This is a genomic window from Malaciobacter canalis, from assembly GCF_008000835.1.
In the GTDB taxonomy this organism is placed as follows: Bacteria; Campylobacterota; Campylobacteria; order Campylobacterales; family Arcobacteraceae; genus Malaciobacter; species Malaciobacter canalis.
In genome coordinates this window covers 2,331,040-2,351,386 of record NZ_CP042812.1, presented here as the reverse complement: position 1 = coordinate 2,351,386, position 20,347 = coordinate 2,331,040, and the positions used below count along the sequence as shown (strand labels likewise).

Here is a 20,347-nt window from a genome sequence, read left to right as displayed (position 1 = left end):
TATTATAATAGGAGATGAATTTTAGCAGAAATAAGATTAAACCCAAAAAACAAAATACAAATATTCAGCCTGATTACATACTTTTTTTATTAGTAGCTGTTTTGATTATATTAAGTATAATATTTTCATACTCTTTAACTATTTATACAGTTGAATATTTTGGATATAACCAATTCCACTTTTTTTTAAGACAACTATTTGTTGGAGTAGTTTCAATTCTTTTAATGTGGACACTTTCATTGATAAATCCAGATAAGATAGTTGGAGTTATTGGTATGTCATTGTTTATTATATTTTTTTTATTAATGGCTGTAATGCCTTTTCTTCCCTCAAGTTTAGTAACTGAAAGTGGAGGAGCTAATAGGTGGATTAGACTTCCTGGTTTTTCATTATCACCTGTGGAGTTTTTTAAAGTTGGATTTATCTATTTTTTATCATGGTCTTTTCATAGGCGTGTTATGGTAATGCCAAAGAAAATGACGTTAAAAGATGAACTTTTATTATTAGCTCCATATTTTGGTGCATTTTTACTTGTGGTTTTTATAGTTGCATTTTTGCAAAAAGATTTAGGACAAGTTGTACTTTTAGCTTTAATATTAATTGTACTTTTAGTATTTGCAAATAGAAGTTTTAAAGTTTTCTTGTCTTTAGGCGCTAGTGCTTTAATTGCTTTTGTTTTATTAATAGTATCAGCTCCCCATAGAATTAATAGAATATATTCATGGTGGGCAATGAATCAAGATGGAATATTATCAATCATGCCCCATTGGGTTGATAACTATTTAAGAATAGATGAATTACCAGAGCCTTATCAAGTTTCGCACTCATTAAATGCTATACATAATGGTGGTTTTTTTGGTCAAGGAATATCCTTAGGAGATATTAAATTAGGCTTTTTATCAGAAGTTCACACAGACTTTGTATTAGCTGGTATAATGGAAGAAATAGGCTTAGTTGGATTGTTATTTATTATAATAATTCTTTTTTCTATTGTATGGAGAATATTTATAATTAGTAGAAGAGTAGATAATCCTATTTATCATCTATTTTCTTTAGCAATTGCACTTATGATAGTAATTGCCTTTTTGATTAATTCATATGGTATTTCAGGAATAATTCCAATTAAAGGTATAGCAGTACCATTTTTAAGTTATGGAGGTTCATCAATGCTTTCCATGGCAATATCAATAGGTTTAGTTTTATCAATTAGTAGAACAGTAAAAAAGGAGAGAAAGAGTACATGAAAGGAACAGTAGTAATAACAGGTGGAGGAACAGGAGGACATCTAAAAGTTGCTAAAGCATTTGTTGATGAGTTTCATAAAAGAGGTATATCTGCAATATTTATTGGATCTACAACAGGTCAAGATGAACAATGGTTTAAAAATGAAAGAAAAGTAAAAAAAGCATTTTTTTTAAATACAAAAGGTGTTGTAGACAAAAATCTAATAGGGAAATTAAAAGCAATCTTGCAAATAGTAAAAGAGGTAAATCACTGCTTAAATATTTTTGATAAAGCAGAAGTAAAAACTGTAATTTCAGTAGGAGGTTTTTCAGCAGCCCCTGCTACTTTCGCTTCTGTATTATCTTTAGGTTGTAAGCTTTATATACATGAACAAAACTCTAAAATGGGTAAATTAAATGAAATAACAAGTAGATTTGCAACTGAAGTTTTCTCTTCATATATTGATGATTCAAAGATAAAAGATTATCCAGTATCAAGTGAATTTTTTGATAATGCAAGGGTTAGACATGAAATTGAAACAATTATATTTTTAGGTGGTTCTCAAGGTGCAAGAGCAATAAATGATTTTGCTTTAAGTGTTGCTTTAAGATTAGATGAATTAGGTATTAAAATTATTCATCAAACAGGCAAAGCAGATTTCCAAAGAGTAAAAAATAAATATGATGAATTAAATTTAGATGTTGATGTTTTTGATTTTACTGATGATATTTCAAAAAAGATGAGTTTAGCAGATTTTGCAATAAGTAGAAGTGGAGCATCTACTCTTTGGGAACTTGCAGCAAACTCATTGCCTACTTTATTTGTTCCTTATCCCTATGCTGCAAAAGATCATCAATATTATAATGCGAAGTTTTTAAAAGATAAAAAACTATGTTTTGTTTGTAGAGAAAGAAACCTAAAACCTGAAATAATTGATAAGATTTTAAAAGCAGATATTAAGTCAATGAGTAAAGGCTTAATTGATTCAATAGGCTATAATGCCATTGAATCAATAGTTGATGTTATTATTGAGAATAATCAAAAGTAGTATCCCAAAAACAATTCTATAAATACCAAAACTTACAAATGTAAAGTTTTCTAGGAATTTTAAAAACAGTTTTATTGTTAAAAAAGCAACAAAAAAAGCAACAACAAAGCCAACTGCTAAATTTAATAAGTTTGAAGATTGTAGTAGTTGATCATGGTGTTTTAATAAATCATATCCGGTTGTTGCACACATTACAGGAAAAGCAAGTAAAAAAGAGAACTCTGCACTTGCTTTTCTATTTAATCCTACAAGCATAGCACCTATAATACTAGCTCCTGCTCTACTTGTACCTGGAATTAGTGCAAAAATTTGAGCAAGACCTATATATAAAGCTTGTTTAAAAGATACATCTTCTACATTTGATACTGTATGTTGACTCTCATCATAAAACTTTTCAACAATTAAAAATACTATTCCACCTACAATGAACATATATGCAACAATTTCAATTGTAAACATTGCTTTTACATATGAAGCGAATAAAAATCCAATTGCAGCAATTGGAAGAAATGCAATAAATATTTTACTCCATAAATTTATATGTTTTGTATTGAATTTATCTGGATAATTTAATATAACTGCTAAAATAGCAGCAAATTGTATTATTACTTCGTATGCTTTATTTATACTATTTTGCTCCAAATTTAAAAACTCACTTGCTACAATTAAATGTCCTGTAGATGAAATTGGCAAAAACTCTGTAAACCCTTCTATAATACCTAAAATAATTGAATCAAAAACTGTCATTATTTAATACCTTTTTCTTTTGTTAATTTAAAAAATAGCTTTAGTGCAAGTTTCTCTTTTATGCCAATATCATAATCTATTTTTGTTAAATATTCTAAGATATTCTTTTTTGAGATTCCTGAGCGTTTTTCATACTTTTCTAAAATATATTGGGGAATTTTAATATGTCTTTTATTAAAGTTTTTCATGGTTTTTTTTAATAATTTACCATTTTTGTTATATGATAATCTTGCAAAAACAAAAGGAAGATTATATTTATCTTGCCATGCTTTTGCTAAATCAATAAAGCTGTTTTTGTCATTTTCGTGGAAAAATTTCAATGCTTTATCTCCAATAATTACTTGTCCTTGTAAATCTAATACTTTTGCAAGTGCGTTTGATGTATCACTTTGAAAATCTTTTGAATAAACACCTGGTACTAATAATACTGATGTAACTTCATCTCTTGCAATAATTCCATAATCTAAGGATTTTTCACCTCTTGATGCAATTGAAGAGATAAATGCAGATTCAACTGATCTTTTTTTAAATTTTTTATTTATTGCAGAAGGATAAGACTTTTTATATTCAATAATAGCTTTTAATTGGTTTGATTTTATATTTTTTTTCATATATACAGTTACAGGTAATAAATTAATAAAATCTATCTTTGCGAACTTCATTCTCTTTTCCTAAAAATTAAATTATTTTAGATATAATATTCAAAAATTGGTAAATAAGGGGTTAAAATGGTTGAAGTAGAGTTCTTAGGACCTATTAATAAAGAAAAAATGAATTTAGATATTTCAAATTTATCACAATTAAGTGAAATTTTAAAAGATGATGAAAAAGTTAGTTCTTGGCTTGAAAAATGTGCAGTCGCTGTAAATGATACACTTGTTTCTTCAAAAGAGATGCCTTTAAGTGATGGGGATAAAATTTCATTATTACCTCCTGTATGTGGTGGGTGAAAAATGCAGAACTTGCAATTATTTGAGGGTAGTTTACCTGTTGAAAGTATAACAAACTCTTGGTATGATGAGTTTAGAAACTCTAATTATGGAGCAATTATTACTTTTGTAGGTGTTGTAAGAGATGAAGATAATATTGAAGGCTTATCTTTTGATATTTATGAACCAATCTTAAAATCATGGTTTGATTCATGGCAGGAAAGAGCAAATGCAAAGAATGCAATTGTGCTTATGGCGCATAGTAAAGGTGATGTTTTAAATCATACTAGTTCATATATTGCTGCTGTTTGTTCTCCAAAAAGAAGAGTAGCTCTTGAGATGATTGATGAATTTGTAGAAGATTTTAAAGCTAATGCTCCTATTTGGAAATATGATATTAAAGATGGTAAAAGAGTTTATGCAGAAGATAGAAGTACTCCAATTACTGGAGCTGGTTTGTTGCATTAATTATGAAAAGAGTCTTAATTATTGAAGATAGCAAATCAGTTGCTAGTAGCTTAAGTCTTATGATAAAAGAGCAGTTTGGATTTAAAACTGTTCTTGGCTCATCAGTAAAAGAGTGTGCAAAAATTTTACTTGAGTATAAAGGTAAGTTTGATGTTGCTTTGTTGGATTTGGGCTTACCAGATAGTGAAAATGGTGAGATTGTAGATTTTGTAGCAAAGTTTAATATCCCTATAATTATTCTTACAGGTTCTACACTTGTAGAAGATGAGATAAAAAATAGAAGTAAAAATATTGTTGATTATGTAGTAAAAGATGGAATGTATTCTTTTAAGTATGCATTGTCTGTGATAAATAGAGTTATAAAAAACGAAAAAACGAAAATATTATTAGTAGATGATTCAAATACTTTTTTAGAAACTACAAAATCACAAATTGAAAAATATAGATTAAATGTTTTTACTGCAAGTAATGGCTTAGAAGCACTTGAAATACTTGAAGAGAATAGTGATATTAAACTCTTGCTTACTGATTACTTAATGCCACATATGAATGGTTTAGATTTAGTAAGACACATTAGAAAAAAATATAACAAAGATGAATTGTCAATTATTGTTACATCTGCTATAAAAGAAAAAAACACTGCTTCAAAATTTTTAAAGTATGGAGCAAATGATTTTTTATATAAAGGATTTACTCAAGAAGAACTATTTGTAAGACTTGCATCAAATTTAGAACTTATTGAGCTTTTTGATGAATTAAGAAATAGGGCAAATAAAGATTTCTTAACAAATATGTATAATAGAAGATATCTTTTTAGTAAAGGATTATCTCTTTATAAAAAAGCTAAAGAGAAAAAAGAGAAATTTGCTCTTGCTTTAATTGATATTGATAAGTTTAAACATATAAATGATACGTATGGACATGATATAGGTGATATTGCAATAAAAGAAGTTTCAAAAATCTTAAATCAATTTTTATATAATAATGAAATATTAGTTAGATTAGGTGGAGAGGAGTTTTGTATTTTATTTCATAAAGTTGATGAAGAAGAGATAATTTCAAAACTTGAATTGATAAAAGATGAGTTTGAAAACAATACTATTGATTTAGGGATACATAAATTAGCATTTACTGTATCAATTGGTTGTAGTTTTAATTTATGTAGTTCTTTAGATGAAATGTTGCAAAATGCAGATAAGCAATTATATAATGCAAAAGATGCAGGAAGAAATCAAATAAGGTACAGAAAATGAGAGTAGATTTACACAATCACACTATTTTATGTAATCATGCACAAGGAAGTGTAGAAGATTTTATAAAAAGAGCAATAGAATTAAAAATTGATTACTATGGTTTTACAGAGCATGCTCCTATGAATTTTGATGAAAAGTATAGAATGAAACTTACTGAAAAAGAGTTTTATGAATCAACACTTAGATATTACAAAGAAAAATATTCTAATAATATAAATATATTACTTGGATATGAAGTTGATTTTATGCAAAGTGTTCCTATTCTTGATGAAATACTAAATTCTAAAGTTGATTATCTAATAGGTTCTGTGCATTTTTTAGAATCAAAAAATGATAGTTTACCTTGGGGCTTTGATAATCCAGAATTTATAGGAAAATATGAAAACAAAGATATTGACTCAATATGGATTGATTATTTTGATGCTATAAGACTAATGGCAAAAACATCTTATTTTGATATTGTTGGACATTTGGATTTGATTAAGGTATTTAAATTCCTTCCAAAAAAAGATATAAAACTAATAGCATTAGAAGCATTAAAACAAATCAAAAAATCAAATATGACAATAGAGATAAATGCAGCTGGATTTAGAAAACCAATTAAAGAACAATATCCAAGTATGGAGTTATTACAATTAGCTTATGAATTAGATATTGATATTACATTTAGTTCTGATGCACATGCACTTGAGCAGGTTGGATATTGTTATGATGAGGTAGTTTCACTTGCAAAAAGTGTTGGATATACTAAATGCGCTATTTATAAGCAAAGAGAGAAATTGCTTGTAGAGTTTTAAAGGTTTAAAAAATATCAAACTGTATAAAAAATATACAATTAATTTATTTTCTTTTTTCTTTATTTTGCTACAATGGATATAATAATAATTAAGGAGCTATAAACATGGGTAAGTTTGTAAACAATACAGAAGAATTTTTTGATTTTTGTAAAGAAAATGAAGTAGAATTTGTTGATTTTAGATTCACTGATATGAAAGGTATGTGGCATCATTTAACATATATGATGGACGCAGTAACAGCAGAACAATTAGAAAGTGGAATGCCTTTTGATGGTTCATCAGTTGATGCATGGCAACCAATTAACAAATCAGATATGATCTTAAAACCAGATGTAGATACAGCATTTTTAGATCCATTTACAGCAGATCCAACTATTATTGTAATTTGTGATGTATTTGATATTTATAAAGGTCAAATGTATGAAAAATGTCCAAGATCAATTGCTAAAAAAGCACTAGTGCATTTAAGTGAATCAGGTGTTGGTGATGTAGCATATTTTGGACCAGAAAATGAGTTCTTTGTATTTGATGATGTAAAAATTAGAGATGATATTAATGAGTCTTATTATAGAGTTGATACAGAAGAGGGATGCTGGTCTGATGATACAGATTACGAAGTAGGAAATACAGGTCATAGACCAAGAACAAAAGGTGGATACTTTCCAGTGCAACCAACAGATTCAATGGTTGATTTAAGAGCTGAGATGATGCAAGTATTAAAACAAGTTGGACTAGAAGTTGTACTTGGACACCATGAAGTTGCACAAGGTCAAGGTGAAATTGGGATTGTATTTGGTGATTTAATTGAAGCAGCAGACAATGTACAAAAATATAAATATGTTATAAAAATGGTAGCACACTTAAATGGTAAAACTGCTACATTTATGCCAAAACCATTATTTGGTGATAATGGAAATGGTATGCATGTACATCAATCAATTTGGAAAGATGGGAAAAACCTATTTTATAAAGAGGGTGAGTATGGTAATCTTTCAGAGATGGCTAGACATTATGTTGGAGGAATTTTCAAACATGCAAGAGCAGTTGCTGCATTTACAAATCCATCAACAAACTCTTATAAAAGATTAGTTCCAGGATTTGAAGCACCATCAATTTTAACTTATTCTTCACAAAATAGATCAGCTTCTTGTAGAATACCATATGGAGCTGGAGAAAAAGCAACTAGAATTGAGATGAGATTCCCAGATTCAACTGCTTGTCCATATTTAGCTTTTGCTGCGATGTTATGTGCAGGATTAGATGGTATTAAAAATAAATATGAGCCTATTGGACCTATGGATGATGATTTATATGAACTGTCTTTAGATGAAATTAGACAAAGAAAAATTCCTCAAATGCCACACACTTTAAGAGGATCATTAGAAGCACTAATTAGAGATAATGAGTTTTTACAACCAGTATTTACTCAAGATATGATTGATATTTATCAACACTATAAGTTTGAAACACAAGTTTGGCCAGATGAGTCTAGACCAACAGCATTTGAATTTAAATCAACATACTCTTGTTAATATTATAATTATAGAATATAAAAGGCTTGAAAGTTTATCTTTCAAGCTTTTTTTTTATTAAAATTGTATTTGATTCTCTTTTGGAATATCTATTGAATTAGTAGGTAATTTTGAAGTATTTGTATAGTACTCTTTTTTTCCATTAATTATAGAAGTTCTTACACCATCTGGTTTTTCAAACTCTCTTTTTATTTCTGGATGTAACTTTAAATAATTTTCATAAAAATATTTAAATGCTGGAATTGCAGCAATTCCACCTGTTTCACTTCTTCTCATTGGTACATTATTATCATTTCCAAACCATACAATTGTTTGAATAGATGGTGAAAATCCACAAAACCAAGCGTCAATATTATTATTTGTAGTTCCTGTTTTCCCTGCAAGGTCAAGTCCTTCAACTTTTGCTCTTTTACCTGTTCCTCTTATTACAGTATCATGCATAATATCTTTTGTTAAAAAAGCTTGTTCTGGGCTGATAACATATCTTTTTTCTGGTTCAAAGTTAATAATTGTTCCATTTCTATTTTTTATTGAGTTAATAATATAAGGCTTAACTTCTGTACCATCATTTGAAATAATTGAATAAGCTTGTGATAAGTCAAAAGGAGAAATAACAAATGAGCCTAATGTTATTGTCAAATCATAAGGCATATTAGTAAAACCATAATCTTTTAAAGTACTGTAAACTACATCAATTCCAATATCTGTTACTAAATTAATTGTTGCAAGGTTTCTTGAATAAAGTAATGCTTCTCTTAAACTAATTAAACCTTTATATTTTCCTCCATAGTTTTTTGGTTTCCATTTTTTTGTTTCTTCTGAATCTTCAACTTTATATTCATATGTTCTACTAATATCAGCAATTTTACTTGCAGGAGAATAACCCATATTTAAAGCAGCTTGATAAATAAAAGGTTTAATTGCAGAACCTGGTTGTCTTTTACTTTGAACTACTCTATTAAAATTTGAATCTTTATAGTTAAGTCCTCCTACCATTGCTAATATTTTTCCTGTGCTATTTTCCATTGAAATAAAAGAGCCATTTAAATTTTCTACAAATCTATCTTCGCTTAATTCATTACCTTGTTCATCATACTCTTTTTCAATCCCTCTTTTTTTGTTTAAATTTCTAAAATATTCATCTCTTTTTAAAATCTTTTCATGGGCTTTATTAAGTCCTTCTTTTGCAATTCTTTGAGCATCCAAATCAACAGTTAAATTTATTTTGTAACCACCTGTTTTTATATCTTTAACTTCATCTTTTAAAGTTTTTAACACATAATCAACTATGTATGGTGCTTTATTTTGAGTAAGTGTTTTATCATATATTTTAGGAGTACTTTTCATGGCTTCTTCATACTCTTTAGCATTTATCCAGCCTAATGTATTCATTCTTTGTATAACTTGGTTCGCTCTTGCTAATGAAAACTTTAAGTTTCTAGTAGGATCATAAAAGCTTGGAGCTCGTGGTAGTCCTACTAGTATTGCTATCTCTTTTAAATTCAGTTCATATAATTCTTTATTAAAATATCCTTTTGCAGCAGTTTTAATACCATAATAACCATGACCAAAATAGACTTGATTTAAATATCTTTCTAAAATTTCTTCTTTTGAAAGAACTGTTTCAAGTTTTAAAGCTAGTAAAACCTCTTTTATTTTTCTAACAATTTTTTTCTCTCTTGTTAATATTAAAGTTTTTATTAACTGTTGTGTAAGTGTACTTGCTCCCTCAACTAATGCTCCAGCTTTTATATCTTTTATAATTGCTCGACTTATTGCATCTGGGTTTATTCCATTATGTTCAAAAAAATGTGTATCTTCAATAGCAACTAATCCCTCAATTACTCTTGCAGGTATTTCATCATAGTTTACATATAATCTGTTTTCTTTTGAAAATAAATTTGAAATTAGTTTCCCATCTTTATCAAAAATTTGTGTTGTTAGCCTTGGATTATAATTAATCACTTTGTCAAGCTCAAATCTTATATGTGAATACAAATATAGTAGCCATGCACAAATTGCAAGTGCTATTATTGTAAATAAGCTTAAAATATATTTCATATTATTTCCTAAATTTTCTAGTTTTAAAATTAGACTCAATTAAAGTTTTAGTATATTCATTATTTGGATTTTGTAAGATTTCATTAGTTTTTCCATCTTGTATAATCTTACCTTTTTTTATAATTATCATATTTTCACATAAATCTTTAATTGAGTCTATATCATGTGTAATAAATAACAATGTTAAATTAAACTCAGTAGCTAATTGTTTTATTAAATCAATTATCATTTTTTTATTTTTTTCATCAAGGGCAGTTGTTGGTTCATCAAGAAGTAGTAGTTTTATCTTTTTACTTATTGCTATTGCTATAACTACTCTTTGTAATTGCCCGCCACTTAATTGATTTGGGAATCTTTCTAAAACCCATGAATCAAGACCAACTTTTTTTAAAGCTAAAAGCATTGACTCTTTTTTACAAAAAAATTGATTTTTTATTTTTGTCATTGGTGAAAGTGATGTAAAAGGATTTTGTGGAATAAAACCAATATTATTATAATTTAACTCAAAATCTGAACTATAATCAAAATCTGCAGATAAGTTTTTAGGAAGAAGATTTAAAATAGTTTTTAGTGTCAATGATTTTCCACTTCCACTTTCACCTATTAATGCTGTAGTATTTTTTATCTTAAAACTCAAATCTAATAATATATCTTTTTTTAATTCTATTTTTAATCTATTTATGTTTATTACTTTAGACATCTTTAAATTAGTTCATCTATTTTGTTTATTAATGAAATAAAATTTATTGGTTTTGGAAATATTGCATTTACTAATTTTCTATCTTCATCTTTTAAATCTTCTTCATATGCAGTTATTACTATTATTGGTATTTTAGAATCTATTTGTCTTATCTTTTTTATAAATTCATTTCCATCCATATGAGGCATTCTAATATCAGTTAAAATTAAATCAGGTTTATTTTTTTTGTAATGTAACAAAGCTTCACTTCCATTAGAAGCTAAGTCAATATTGTTTACAACCATTTTAAAAGTTCGGTGCATGATATTTATAATATCTTTACCATCTTCAACAATTAATATATCTAACTTTTTTAAATCTGCTTTAATTTCATTTAATGCCATTTTATACCTTTAAATTAGTGGAGTATCCATTTCGCTTGGAATTTCTAGTTTCATAAGTTTTAAAACAGTTGGAGCAATATTATTTAATCCTCCTGTATTTACTTTTGAAACACCATTTGCTAAAACAAAACAGTATACATCTCCTACAGTGTGATTTGTTAAAGTTTTACCCTCTTTATCTTTCATTTCTTCACAATTTCCATGGTCACTTGTCAATATTAAATTATAACCTTTTTCTTTTGCTTTTTCAACTATTAAACCAAGCTCTTGATCAACAGCCTCAACAGCTTTTATTGCTGCTTCATAGTTTCCTGTATGACCAACCATGTCACCATTTGCAAAATTTACTACAATAAAATCATTGTTTTCATCCATTGCTTTTCTTACTGTTTTTGAAACTTCTGGTGCGCTCATTTCTGGTTTTAGGTCATAAGTTGCTACATTTGGTGAGGGTATTAATACTCTAGATTCATTTTCAACAGGTTCTTCAACTCCTCCATTAAAAAAGAATGTAACATGGGCATATTTTTCTGTTTCTGCTGTGTGAAGTTGAGTTAATCCTGCACTTGAAATTACATCTGCAAGAGTGTTTTTAGGTGTTTGTTTAGGAAATAAAACTGGAATTGGAGTGTTTTTATCATATTGAGTCATTGTTGCTAAATTTAGATTCAAATCTTTTCTTTTAAATTCACTGAATTCTTCTTTTGCAAAAACAGATGAAATCTCTCTCATCCTATCACTTCTAAAGTTACAAAAGATTATTCCATCATTATTATTAATTCCCTCAAATGATTCAAATGCAGTTGGTTCTATAAACTCATCAAAAATCTCATTTTCATATGAGTTTGCCAAATAATCTAAAATATTACTTGAAGTTTTTGGTTTTGCAAATGTTATTGCATCATAAGCTTTTTTTACTCTTTCCCATCTATTATCTCTATCCATTGAGTAGTATCTTCCTGAAATAGTTGCAATTTTTATATTTTCATTGCATATAGAGTTTATTTGTTTAATATACTTAGCTGCACAATTAAAAGATACATCTCTTCCATCTGTAATTATATGAATAAAAACTTTTTTATTAAAAGAGTAAGCAATTTTAGCCATTTCAATAATATGATTAATATGTGAATGAACTCCTCCATCACTTACTAAACCAAGAAGGTGAATATCATTTGATGATTCAATTGTATTTTTTAAAATTTCATTATCTTTTAATGTATCATCTTTAATAGCTAAATTTATTTTTACTAAATCTTGATATAAAACTCTACCACTACCAATTGTCATATGACCTACTTCACTATTTCCCATTTGTCCATTGGGAAGACCAACAAAATTTCCATGTGTATGAATTAAAGAGTAAGGAACATTTTTAAATAAATAATTATAAGTGGGAGTATTTGCATTTGTAAATGCATTATATTTATCAGAATTATTGTGTCCAATTCCATCGGTAATTACAAGAATAGTCTTTTGTGTCATTTTAAACCTTTTTTATTTTCCAAGTAAAAATTTATCTAAATATTTGGTAATATATAATATAATCGCTCGATTATATCCAAACTAAGGTTTAATTTTGTTTTACTGGTTTTATAGACACCTAGACATTAATATTTTTCAGTATATCTCTGTTCGAGCGGGGATAGGTTTTTTTATATCATTTTTTTTAACTATGTATTTTCTACCAAAATTTATCAGGTGGGCAAGAGCAAAAAAAGCATCTCAACCAATTTATGAATATGCACCTGAATCTCATCAAACAAAAGTAGGTACGCCAACTATGGGTGGCTTAGTTTTCATATTTTCTACAATTATTGCTACAATTTTAACTATTAAGCTAAATAATTTTTATGTGGTAGGGGGCTTACTTACTTTAGGTCTTTTTTCATTAATTGGAATAAAAGATGATTATGCAAAAATATCAAATATGAAAAATGATGCAGGATTATCTGCAAGAATGAAGCTAATCCTACAAATTGTCTCAGCTATTATTATTGTAGCAATTTTATATTTATATGGGCATACTACAGAAACTTATACTCCGTTTTATAAATTGCCTTTATTTGATATTGGTTTTTATATTACATTTTTTTGGGTTTTGGTTATTATTGCTGCTTCAAATGCTGTTAATTTAACTGATGGATTAGATGGTTTAGCTACTGTTCCCTCGATATTGGCTTTTTTTACATTATCTACAATTATTTATATTACAGGGCATGCAATATTATCTTCATATTTATTATTGCCAAATATAAAATTAACAGGTGAACTTGCAATATTAGGTGCTTGTATGATTGGTTCTCTTATAGCATTTTTATGGTACAACTCTCATCCTGCACAAATTTTCATGGGAGATAGCGGTAGCTTGCCAATTGGTGCATTTATGGGATATATGGCAATTGTTGGAAAATCTGAAATCCTTTTACTTTTAATTGGCTTTATTTTCGTTTTAGAAACAGCATCTGTTATTTTACAAGTTGGTTCATATAAACTAAGAAAAAAAAGAGTTTTTCTTATGGCACCTATTCATCACCACTTTGAACAAAAAGGTTGGAAAGAAAATAAAATTATTGTAAGATTTTGGATAATATCATTTATGACTAATTTAATAGCATTAATGAGTCTTAAGATTAGATAGTAAATTATATATAGTTAAGGTAATTATAAATGAAATTAAATGAAAAAATAAGAGTACTTGGAAAAGGAATTACAGCACAAGCTATTAATGAAGAGTTTGATAATGTAACTCTTTATGATGATAATAATTTTAATGAATATGATATTAACAGCAATGAAGTAACTATTGTAAGTCCTGGTATTCCTCCTTATAATAAAATGGTCAAAAACTCAATTAATATTATGAGTGATTATGACTTTTTATATGAGAGTATGCCTTTTTCAATATGGATAAGTGGTACAAATGGAAAAACTACTACAACACAGATGTGCCAGCATTTATTAAAAGAGTATGGAAGTGTATCTGGTGGTAATATTGGAACACCAATTGCAAAATTAGATAAAAAATCTAAAATATGGATTTTAGAAACTTCTTCTTTTACCTTACATTATACAAATAAAGCAAAACCTAATCTTTATATACTTTTACCAATTAGTGAAGATCATATAACATGGCATGGTAGTTTTGAAGAGTATAAAAATAGTAAGCTTAAGCCACTTGATTTTATGAATGAGGGTGAAGTTGCAATTGTTCCAAAAGAGTTTGAAAATTATAAAACTAATGCAACTTTAATTACATATAATGATAGCTCTGAACTTGCCGATAAATTAAATATTGAAAAATCAAAAATTGATTTTAAAGAACCATTTTTATTAGATGCTATCTTAGCCTTAGCTTGTAAGAAGATTATTTTTGATGAGTGTGATTATGAAAAAATAAATCTTTATAAAGTAGATGAACATAAAGTAGAAGAGTTTTATGATAGTAAAAATAGGCTTTGGATTAATGATAGCAAAGCAACTAATATTGATGCTACAATAAATGCCTTAAAATCATACGATAATAGAAAAATACATTTAATATTAGGAGGAGATGATAAAGGCGCAAATATAGAACCTTTATTTGTCTTCTTAAAAGATAAAAATATTGAGATTTATGCAATAGGAAGCAATTATAAAAGAATATTAGCTTTATCAAAAAAATATTTACTTAAGTGTAACAAAACAAATGACCTTGAGAATACAGTAAAAAAAATAGATAGGAACTACCAAGAAAACGATATTGTAATGCTTTCACCAGCTGCTTCATCTTTGGACCAATTTACTTCATATGCACATAGAGGAAAACTTTTTAAAGAACTTGTTAATAGTTTAAGCAAATATTAATAAACTACTGTGTATAATTTCACTCCAATTTACGAAATGGCTCGGTAGCTCAGTCGGTAGAGCAAAGGACTGAAAATCCTTGTGTCGGCAGTTCGATTCTGCCCCGCGCCACCATGTAAATTTAGGACGCTGGTGTAGCTCAGCTTGGCTAGAGCAGCTGATTTGTAATCAGCAGGTCGGGGGTTCGAGTCCCTTCACCAGCTCCATTTTATTGTCGTGCGTAGTCTTTTAAAGATCAGCGCTTGACCAGATTAATAATTTTCAACGGTGAGGTTGGAGAGTGGTCAAATCCAGGAGACTGTAAATCTCCCGCCTATGGCTTCGAAGGTTCAAATCCTTCTCTCACCACCACGCAAATGATTGCGGGAGTAGCTCAGTTGGCTAGAGCTTCTGCCTTCCAAGCAGATTGTCGCGAGTTCGAGTCTCGTCTCCCGCTCCATTTAATTTATTGATACTGGGAGCTGAGTTATAAGCACATGTATATAACTCTGAATATGTAATCTCCCTGTAATCTTTTTTTTGATATAATGCAAATTTAATTCATACAGCTTAGAAGTTATGCCTTCTTAAGCACAATTTCTAAGCTGTATGCTATAATAAAAAAATAAATATAAACCCTCTGAATAGAGAAGCCTTAGGCTTATCTACTCAGAGGGAATTTTTAAATCTTTAAGGGGAATTTCAATGGCAAAAGAAAAGTTCGAACGAAGCAAGCCGCATGTTAACATTGGTACTATTGGTCACGTTGACCATGGTAAAACTACATTAACAGCTGCAATTTCTGCAGTTTTATCAGTTAAAGGTAGTGGACAGCTTATGGATTATGATCAAATCGATAACGCTCCAGAAGAAAGAGATAGAGGTATTACAATTGCTACTTCTCATATTGAGTATGAAACTGACAAAAGACACTATGCACACGTAGATTGTCCAGGTCACGCCGATTATGTTAAGAACATGATTACAGGTGCTGCTCAAATGGATGGTGCAATTTTAGTAATTGCTTCAACAGATGGACCAATGGCTCAAACAAGAGAGCACATTCTATTATCTAAACAAGTTGGTGTTCCATATATCGTTGTATTTATGAACAAAGAAGATCAACTAGATGAAGAAGATAGAGAAGAGATGTTAGAGCTAGTTGAAATGGAAATTAGAGAATTATTATCTGAGTATGATTTCCCAGGTGATGACACTCCAATTATCGCTGGTTCTGCATTCCAAGCTTTAGAAGAAGCAAAAGCTGGTAATGTTGGTCCTTGGGGTGAAAAAATCGTTGCATTAATGGATGCAGTTGATGAATATATTCCAACTCCAGAAAGAGATATTGACCAAGATTTCTTAATGCCTGTAGAAGACGTATTCTCTATCCCAGGAAGAGGTACAGTTGTAACTGGTAGAATTGAAAAAGGTACTATCAAAGTTGGTGGTGAGATTGAAATCGTAGGGATGAAAGATACTCAAAAAACTACAGTAACTGGTGTAGAAATGTTCAGAAAAGAGATGGAACAAGGTGAAGCTGGTGATAACTGTGGTATTTTATTAAGAGGTATCAAAAAAGAAGAAGTAGAAAGAGGACAAGTTCTTGTTAAGCCAGGAACAATTACTCCACATACTAAATTCAGAGGTGAAGTGTATATCCTTTCAAAAGAAGAGGGTGGTAGACATACTCCGTTTTTCAGTGGATATAGACCACAATTTTATGTAAGAACAACAGACGTGACTGGTTCAGTTTATTTACCAGAGGGTGTAGAAATGGTTATGCCTGGTGATAATGTAGAAATGACAGTTGAATTAGTTGCTCCAATTGCTCTAGAAAAAGGTACAAAGTTTGCTATTAGAGAAGGTGGTAGAACTGTAGGTGCTGGAGTTGTTGCAGAAATCATCGAATAAGGATTGATTAATGGCAGCGATTAGAATAAAAATTGGATTAAAATGCGAAGAGAGTGGAGATATTAACTACACTACTTGGAAAAACCCAAAAACTCATAGTGAGAAATTTGAGGTTAAAAAATATAGTCCAAGATTAAGAAAACACACAATTCATAAAGAAATCAAGTTAAAGTCTTAGGACTTTAACTTATCTCTTTATACTTTTAGGTCAGTAGCTCCAATGGTAGAGCGCCGGATTCCAAATCCGACGGTTGGGGGTTCGAGTCCCTCCTGGCCTGCCATAATAATTAATTTTTTTGAAAGTAGTTAAAAACTTTTTTTAAAAAAATTTATAGCTTAATACATACTGGAGTCACTTGTGAATAAATTCAAAACTTATTATAAAAATGCTAAAGATGAACTGTTTAAGGTAATTTTTCCAATTAAAGAACAAATCAGATCTGCATATTTATCTGTATTTGTTGTTGTTACTGTAATAACACTATTTTTAGCACTAATTGATACAGTAATGTCATTAAGCCTATCTTCAGTAATGAATTAAGGATTAAAATGGCACATAAATGGTATGCAATTCAAACTCACTCAGGTAGTGAATTAACAGTAAAAAGAGCTTTAGAAAAACTTGCTGATGAAATGGGAAATGATAAAATAGCTGAAGTACTAGTTCCAACTGAAGATTTAATTGAAATTAAAAAAAGTAAAAAAGTTATAGTTGAAAGACCATTATATCCAGCATATGCTTTTGCAAAAATTGATTTAGATACTGCATTATGGCATAGAATTCAATCAATGCCAAAAGTTGGAAGATTCATTGGTGAATCAAAAAAACCAACTGCATTATCAGATAAAGATATTAATCTTATTTTAGAAAAAGTTAATAATAGATCTGCTGCAAAACCAAAAGTATCTTTTGATGAAGGTGAAATGGTTAGAATCAATGAAGGACCATTTGCAAACTTCAATGGAATTGTTGAAGATTTTGATATGACTGCTGGAATATTGAAACTTAATGTTTCAATTTTTGGAAGAAATACACCAGTAGAAATCTCTTATACGCAAGTAGAAAGAGTAGTTTAAAAAAATAATTTATAGGCATTAGGCAATACAAACTTGCTTCTTTTATAGTTTTATTGCCTAATGCCTATGGTTATAACAAATTTAGAAAAGGAATTTAGATGGCTAAAAAAGTAGAAGGTACACTTAAACTTCAAATACCAGCTGGTGCTGCAAATCCATCACCACCTGTTGGACCTGCATTAGGTCAAAGAGGTATTAACATTATGGAATTTTGTAAAGCATTTAATGAAAAAACAAAAGATAAAAGTGGATTTAATATTCCAGTTGAAATTACTGTTTACTCAGACAAAAGTTTTACATTTACGTTAAAACAACCACCTATGACAGACTTAATTAAAAAAGCTTCTGGAATTAAAAAAGGTAGTGACAATCCACTTAAAAATAAAATTGGAAAGTTAACTAAAGAACAAGTTTTAGAAATTGTTGATATGAAAATTGCAGATTTAAACACTGATGATAAAGAACAAGCTTCAAAAATTGTTGCAGGTTCAGCAAGATCAATGGGAATTGAAGTAGAAGCATAATTTCTAATAAGTCTTACCACCAGACTTTATAACTTGGCGGTAGCAAAATAAAAAAAATTGCGGAGTAAAATATGGCAAAAGTTTCAAAAAGATATAAAGCGTTATCAGAAAAAATTGAAGATAAAAATTATGAATTAGCAGAAGCTTGTACTCATTTAAAAGAGTTAAAGTCTGCTAAATTTGATGAAAGTGTTGAAATTGCATTAAACTTGAATGTAGATCCAAGACATGCTGACCAAATGATTAGAGGAGCTGTTGTTCTTCCTCATGGTACTGGTAAAACTGTAAGAGTTGCAGTATTTGCTAAGGGTGCTAAAATGGATGAAGCAAAAGCAGCTGGTGCTGATATTGTTGGTAATGATGAATTAGCAGCAGATATTCAAGCAGGAAATATTGATTTTGATGTATTAATTGCAACTCCTGATTGTATGGGTATCGTTGGTAAAGTAGGTAGAATCTTAGGACCAAAAGGTTTAATGCCAAATCCTAAAACTGGAACTGTAACTATGGATGTAACAAAAGCTGTTAGCGATGCTAAAGGTGGTAAAGTTACATATAGAGTTGATAAAAAAGGTAATATGCAAGCAGCAGTTGGAAAAGTATCATTTTCAACAGAAGCTATTAAAGAAAATGTTGAAACGTTTATTGGCGCTATCAACAAAGCAAAACCATCAACTGCAAAAGGAAGATATATTTCAAATGCAGCAATTTCATTAACAATGTCTCCATCTATTAAATTAGATACAACAGAATTAATGGATATCAAATAAGGTTTATTCCTTATTTGAATTAAATAATATTCAAATATGTAGATAAAAATCTATATCTTTGAGTGTTATCAAAGCACTGATATAAAACTGGAGACAGCCGGTAAAAGACGCCTCCGTCTTTTGTAAAACCTGCTTAAGTTTCATGTTTTGAAAGGAGGAAAACTATTATGACTAAACAACAAAAAGCTGAAGTTATTGATTTTTTAACAGCTGAATTTAAAGAGTCTCAAGCTATTGTAGTGTGTGATTATAAAGGTCTTACTCATAAAGAGTTAGAAGCTTTAAGAAAAAGCGCTAAAGAAAGCGGAGCAAAAGTTCAAGTTGCTAAAAATACACTTGTAACTGTTGCAGTTAAAAATGCTGAGTTAGGAGATGTTGAGTTAAACGGAACTAACATTTTCTTATGGTCAGAAGATCAAATCTCTGCTTGTAAAGTAGCAGATAAGTTTGCATCTGAGCATAGCGAAAAATTTGTTATTAAATCAGGTATCATTGAAGGTGAACCAGCTGATCTTGATAGAGTTAATGCATTTGCTAAATTACCATCTAGAGATGAGCTTATTGGTATGTTACTTTCTGTTTGGACAGCTCCTGCAAGAAACTTTGTTACAGGGCTTGACAATCTTAGAGAAAAAAAAGAAGAAGAGGCTGCTTAATTTATAGCGGTTAAAATTAATAAAATATTATAAAAATAAAATTTAGAGGAAATAAAATGGCAATTTCTAAAGAAGATGTATTAGAGTACATTTCAGGTTTATCTGTATTAGAATTATCTGAACTAGTTAAAGAATTTGAAGAAAAATTTGGTGTATCTGCACAACCAACTGTTGTTGCTGGTGGAGCTGCTGCTGGAGCTGCTGAAGCAGTTGAAGAGCAAACTGAATTTGATGTTGTTATCACTGATGCTGGTGCTAAGAAAATTAATGTAATTAAAGTTATTAGATCATTAACTGGTCTTGGACTAAAAGAAGCAAAATCTGCTGCTGAAGAAACTCCATCAACTGTTAAAGAGGGTGTTTCTAAAGAAGATGCAGAAGCTGCAAAAGCTGAATTAGAAGCTGCTGGGGCATCTGTAGAAATCAAATAATTACTTAA

At 29.2% G+C, this 20,347-nt stretch carries 23 protein-coding genes and 5 tRNA genes; 22 read left to right on the top strand and 6 right to left on the bottom strand.

The genetic code is table 11. The features are described 5' to 3' along the window. The first annotated feature begins 14 nt into the window (after window positions 1-14). Window positions 15-1,244, top strand: a complete 1,230-nt coding sequence (locus ACAN_RS11730) for an FtsW/RodA/SpoVE family cell cycle protein (RefSeq protein ID WP_099334230.1) — start codon at window positions 15-17, stop codon at window positions 1,242-1,244. Then, on the top strand, window positions 1,241-2,272 hold the full coding sequence (locus tag ACAN_RS11725) for a UDP-N-acetylglucosamine--N-acetylmuramyl-(pentapeptide) pyrophosphoryl-undecaprenol N-acetylglucosamine transferase (RefSeq protein WP_099334231.1): 1,032 nt from the start codon (window positions 1,241-1,243) through the stop codon (window positions 2,270-2,272). Before ACAN_RS11730 ends, ACAN_RS11725 begins: the two co-directional genes overlap by 4 nt. Here the strand turns inward: ACAN_RS11725 and ACAN_RS11720 are convergent. Both ACAN_RS11720 and ACAN_RS11715 read right to left on the bottom strand, forming a co-directional pair. Continuing rightward, entirely contained in the window at window positions 2,234-3,019 is a 786-nt protein-coding gene (locus ACAN_RS11720) for an undecaprenyl-diphosphate phosphatase (protein ID WP_099334232.1), read from the bottom strand. The genes ACAN_RS11725 and ACAN_RS11720 overlap by 39 nt on opposite strands. Next, on the bottom strand, window positions 3,019-3,681 hold the full coding sequence (locus tag ACAN_RS11715) for an MqnA/MqnD/SBP family protein (protein ID WP_099334233.1): 663 nt from the start codon (window positions 3,679-3,681) through the stop codon (window positions 3,019-3,021). Before ACAN_RS11715 ends, ACAN_RS11720 begins: the two co-directional genes overlap by 1 nt. A 66-nt stretch (window positions 3,682-3,747) precedes the next feature. Between ACAN_RS11715 and ACAN_RS11710 the strand changes: the two genes are divergently transcribed. The 5 genes from ACAN_RS11710 (at window position 3,748) to glnA (ending at window position 7,998) form a co-directional block, all read left to right on the top strand. Continuing rightward, window positions 3,748-3,969 (top strand): MoaD/ThiS family protein, encoded by a 222-nt coding sequence (locus tag ACAN_RS11710; RefSeq protein ID WP_079576809.1) that lies wholly within the window; start codon window positions 3,748-3,750, stop codon window positions 3,967-3,969. Window positions 3,970-3,972: 3 nt separating this feature from the next. Further along, a complete protein-coding gene (locus ACAN_RS11705) occupies window positions 3,973-4,416 on the top strand; it encodes a molybdopterin synthase catalytic subunit (protein WP_099334234.1) in 444 nt (147 codons plus the stop codon). A 2-nt stretch (window positions 4,417-4,418) separates the two neighbouring features. Then, entirely contained in the window at window positions 4,419-5,669 is a 1,251-nt protein-coding gene (locus ACAN_RS11700; protein WP_099334235.1) for a GGDEF domain-containing response regulator, read from the top strand. After that, window positions 5,666-6,466, top strand: a complete 801-nt coding sequence (locus ACAN_RS11695) for a histidinol-phosphatase (RefSeq protein WP_099334236.1) — start codon at window positions 5,666-5,668, stop codon at window positions 6,464-6,466. Before ACAN_RS11700 ends, ACAN_RS11695 begins: the two co-directional genes overlap by 4 nt. A gap of 104 nt (window positions 6,467-6,570) precedes the next feature. Continuing rightward, the gene (glnA, locus tag ACAN_RS11690) at window positions 6,571-7,998 is read left to right on the top strand and encodes a type I glutamate--ammonia ligase (protein WP_079576813.1); all 1,428 of its coding nucleotides are present in this window, start codon (window positions 6,571-6,573) and stop codon (window positions 7,996-7,998) included. Window positions 7,999-8,055: 57 nt separating this feature from the next. Here the strand turns inward: glnA and ACAN_RS11685 are convergent, their stop codons facing one another. From ACAN_RS11685 to gpmI, 4 genes are read right to left on the bottom strand one after another with little or no spacing between them, the layout of a single operon-like run. Beyond that, complete coding sequence (locus ACAN_RS11685; protein WP_099334237.1) at window positions 8,056-10,059, bottom strand: penicillin-binding protein 1A; 2,004 nt, start codon at window positions 10,057-10,059, stop codon at window positions 8,056-8,058. Between the two features lies 1 nt (window position 10,060). Beyond that, entirely contained in the window at window positions 10,061-10,759 is a 699-nt protein-coding gene (locus ACAN_RS11680; protein WP_099334238.1) for an ATP-binding cassette domain-containing protein, read from the bottom strand. A 2-nt stretch (window positions 10,760-10,761) separates the two neighbouring features. Continuing rightward, window positions 10,762-11,142 (bottom strand): response regulator, encoded by a 381-nt coding sequence (locus ACAN_RS11675; protein WP_099334239.1) that lies wholly within the window; start codon window positions 11,140-11,142, stop codon window positions 10,762-10,764. Between the two features lie 9 nt (window positions 11,143-11,151). Further along, window positions 11,152-12,627, bottom strand: a complete 1,476-nt coding sequence (gpmI, locus tag ACAN_RS11670; RefSeq protein ID WP_099334240.1) for a 2,3-bisphosphoglycerate-independent phosphoglycerate mutase — start codon at window positions 12,625-12,627, stop codon at window positions 11,152-11,154. Between the two features lie 94 nt (window positions 12,628-12,721). Between gpmI and mraY the strand changes: the two genes are divergently transcribed. The 15 genes from mraY to rplL all read left to right on the top strand — a co-directional run bounded on the left by mraY (window position 12,722) and on the right by rplL (window position 20,339). Continuing rightward, complete coding sequence (gene mraY / locus ACAN_RS11665; protein ID WP_099334241.1) at window positions 12,722-13,783, top strand: phospho-N-acetylmuramoyl-pentapeptide-transferase; 1,062 nt, start codon at window positions 12,722-12,724, stop codon at window positions 13,781-13,783. A 29-nt stretch (window positions 13,784-13,812) separates the two neighbouring features. Next, on the top strand, window positions 13,813-14,988 hold the full coding sequence (gene murD, locus ACAN_RS11660; RefSeq protein WP_099334242.1) for a UDP-N-acetylmuramoyl-L-alanine--D-glutamate ligase: 1,176 nt from the start codon (window positions 13,813-13,815) through the stop codon (window positions 14,986-14,988). Between the two features lie 38 nt (window positions 14,989-15,026). Continuing rightward, window positions 15,027-15,102 (top strand) — tRNA-Phe (locus ACAN_RS11655). Window positions 15,103-15,116: 14 nt separating this feature from the next. Then, window positions 15,117-15,194 (top strand) — tRNA-Thr (locus ACAN_RS11650). 60 nt (window positions 15,195-15,254) lie between these two features. Further along, window positions 15,255-15,339 (top strand) — tRNA-Tyr (locus tag ACAN_RS11645). A gap of 11 nt (window positions 15,340-15,350) precedes the next feature. Further along, window positions 15,351-15,427, top strand: a tRNA-Gly gene (locus tag ACAN_RS11640). Between the two features lie 245 nt (window positions 15,428-15,672). Then, complete coding sequence (gene tuf / locus ACAN_RS11635) at window positions 15,673-16,881, top strand: elongation factor Tu (RefSeq protein ID WP_099334243.1); 1,209 nt, start codon at window positions 15,673-15,675, stop codon at window positions 16,879-16,881. Between the two features lie 10 nt (window positions 16,882-16,891). Next, window positions 16,892-17,059, top strand: a complete 168-nt coding sequence (gene rpmG / locus ACAN_RS11630; RefSeq protein WP_079576821.1) for a 50S ribosomal protein L33 — start codon at window positions 16,892-16,894, stop codon at window positions 17,057-17,059. A 27-nt stretch (window positions 17,060-17,086) separates the two neighbouring features. Continuing rightward, window positions 17,087-17,162 (top strand) — tRNA-Trp (locus ACAN_RS11625). 77 nt (window positions 17,163-17,239) lie between these two features. Next, on the top strand, window positions 17,240-17,422 hold the full coding sequence (gene secE, locus ACAN_RS11620) for a preprotein translocase subunit SecE (RefSeq protein WP_079576822.1): 183 nt from the start codon (window positions 17,240-17,242) through the stop codon (window positions 17,420-17,422). An 8-nt stretch (window positions 17,423-17,430) separates the two neighbouring features. Then, window positions 17,431-17,958: a transcription termination/antitermination protein NusG gene (gene nusG / locus ACAN_RS11615; protein WP_079576823.1), complete on the top strand. Its 528-nt coding sequence runs from the start codon at window positions 17,431-17,433 to the stop codon at window positions 17,956-17,958. A 98-nt stretch (window positions 17,959-18,056) separates the two neighbouring features. Next, window positions 18,057-18,482, top strand: a complete 426-nt coding sequence (gene rplK, locus ACAN_RS11610; RefSeq protein ID WP_079576824.1) for a 50S ribosomal protein L11 — start codon at window positions 18,057-18,059, stop codon at window positions 18,480-18,482. A 71-nt stretch (window positions 18,483-18,553) separates the two neighbouring features. Continuing rightward, the gene (rplA, locus tag ACAN_RS11605) at window positions 18,554-19,252 is read left to right on the top strand and encodes a 50S ribosomal protein L1 (RefSeq protein ID WP_079576825.1); all 699 of its coding nucleotides are present in this window, start codon (window positions 18,554-18,556) and stop codon (window positions 19,250-19,252) included. A gap of 167 nt (window positions 19,253-19,419) precedes the next feature. Next, the gene (rplJ, locus tag ACAN_RS11600) at window positions 19,420-19,908 is read left to right on the top strand and encodes a 50S ribosomal protein L10 (protein WP_099334244.1); all 489 of its coding nucleotides are present in this window, start codon (window positions 19,420-19,422) and stop codon (window positions 19,906-19,908) included. Window positions 19,909-19,964: 56 nt separating this feature from the next. After that, on the top strand, window positions 19,965-20,339 hold the full coding sequence (gene rplL / locus ACAN_RS11595) for a 50S ribosomal protein L7/L12 (protein ID WP_079576827.1): 375 nt from the start codon (window positions 19,965-19,967) through the stop codon (window positions 20,337-20,339). Window positions 20,340-20,347: the final 8 nt, after the last annotated feature.

What these genes read in the sequence shown, in the direction of transcription:
- ACAN_RS11730 (WP_099334230.1), top strand. Translation starts at nt 15, where the DNA reads ATGAATTTTAGCAGAAATAAGATTAAACCCAAAAAACAAAATACAAAT.
- ACAN_RS11725 (WP_099334231.1), top strand. Translation starts at nt 1,241, where the DNA reads ATGAAAGGAACAGTAGTAATAACAGGTGGAGGAACAGGAGGACATCTA.
- ACAN_RS11720 (WP_099334232.1), bottom strand. Translation starts at nt 3,019, where the DNA reads ATGACAGTTTTTGATTCAATTATTTTAGGTATTATAGAAGGGTTTACA.
- ACAN_RS11715 (WP_099334233.1), bottom strand. Translation starts at nt 3,681, where the DNA reads ATGAAGTTCGCAAAGATAGATTTTATTAATTTATTACCTGTAACTGTA.
- ACAN_RS11710 (WP_079576809.1), top strand. Translation starts at nt 3,748, where the DNA reads ATGGTTGAAGTAGAGTTCTTAGGACCTATTAATAAAGAAAAAATGAAT.
- ACAN_RS11705 (WP_099334234.1), top strand. Translation starts at nt 3,973, where the DNA reads ATGCAGAACTTGCAATTATTTGAGGGTAGTTTACCTGTTGAAAGTATA.
- ACAN_RS11700 (WP_099334235.1), top strand. Translation starts at nt 4,419, where the DNA reads ATGAAAAGAGTCTTAATTATTGAAGATAGCAAATCAGTTGCTAGTAGC.
- ACAN_RS11695 (WP_099334236.1), top strand. Translation starts at nt 5,666, where the DNA reads ATGAGAGTAGATTTACACAATCACACTATTTTATGTAATCATGCACAA.
- glnA (WP_079576813.1), top strand. Translation starts at nt 6,571, where the DNA reads ATGGGTAAGTTTGTAAACAATACAGAAGAATTTTTTGATTTTTGTAAA.
- ACAN_RS11685 (WP_099334237.1), bottom strand. Translation starts at nt 10,059, where the DNA reads ATGAAATATATTTTAAGCTTATTTACAATAATAGCACTTGCAATTTGT.
- ACAN_RS11680 (WP_099334238.1), bottom strand. Translation starts at nt 10,759, where the DNA reads ATGTCTAAAGTAATAAACATAAATAGATTAAAAATAGAATTAAAAAAA.
- ACAN_RS11675 (WP_099334239.1), bottom strand. Translation starts at nt 11,142, where the DNA reads ATGGCATTAAATGAAATTAAAGCAGATTTAAAAAAGTTAGATATATTA.
- gpmI (WP_099334240.1), bottom strand. Translation starts at nt 12,627, where the DNA reads ATGACACAAAAGACTATTCTTGTAATTACCGATGGAATTGGACACAAT.
- murD (WP_099334242.1), top strand. Translation starts at nt 13,813, where the DNA reads ATGAAATTAAATGAAAAAATAAGAGTACTTGGAAAAGGAATTACAGCA.
- tuf (WP_099334243.1), top strand. Translation starts at nt 15,673, where the DNA reads ATGGCAAAAGAAAAGTTCGAACGAAGCAAGCCGCATGTTAACATTGGT.
- rpmG (WP_079576821.1), top strand. Translation starts at nt 16,892, where the DNA reads ATGGCAGCGATTAGAATAAAAATTGGATTAAAATGCGAAGAGAGTGGA.
- nusG (WP_079576823.1), top strand. Translation starts at nt 17,431, where the DNA reads ATGGCACATAAATGGTATGCAATTCAAACTCACTCAGGTAGTGAATTA.
- rplK (WP_079576824.1), top strand. Translation starts at nt 18,057, where the DNA reads ATGGCTAAAAAAGTAGAAGGTACACTTAAACTTCAAATACCAGCTGGT.
- rplA (WP_079576825.1), top strand. Translation starts at nt 18,554, where the DNA reads ATGGCAAAAGTTTCAAAAAGATATAAAGCGTTATCAGAAAAAATTGAA.
- rplJ (WP_099334244.1), top strand. Translation starts at nt 19,420, where the DNA reads ATGACTAAACAACAAAAAGCTGAAGTTATTGATTTTTTAACAGCTGAA.
- rplL (WP_079576827.1), top strand. Translation starts at nt 19,965, where the DNA reads ATGGCAATTTCTAAAGAAGATGTATTAGAGTACATTTCAGGTTTATCT.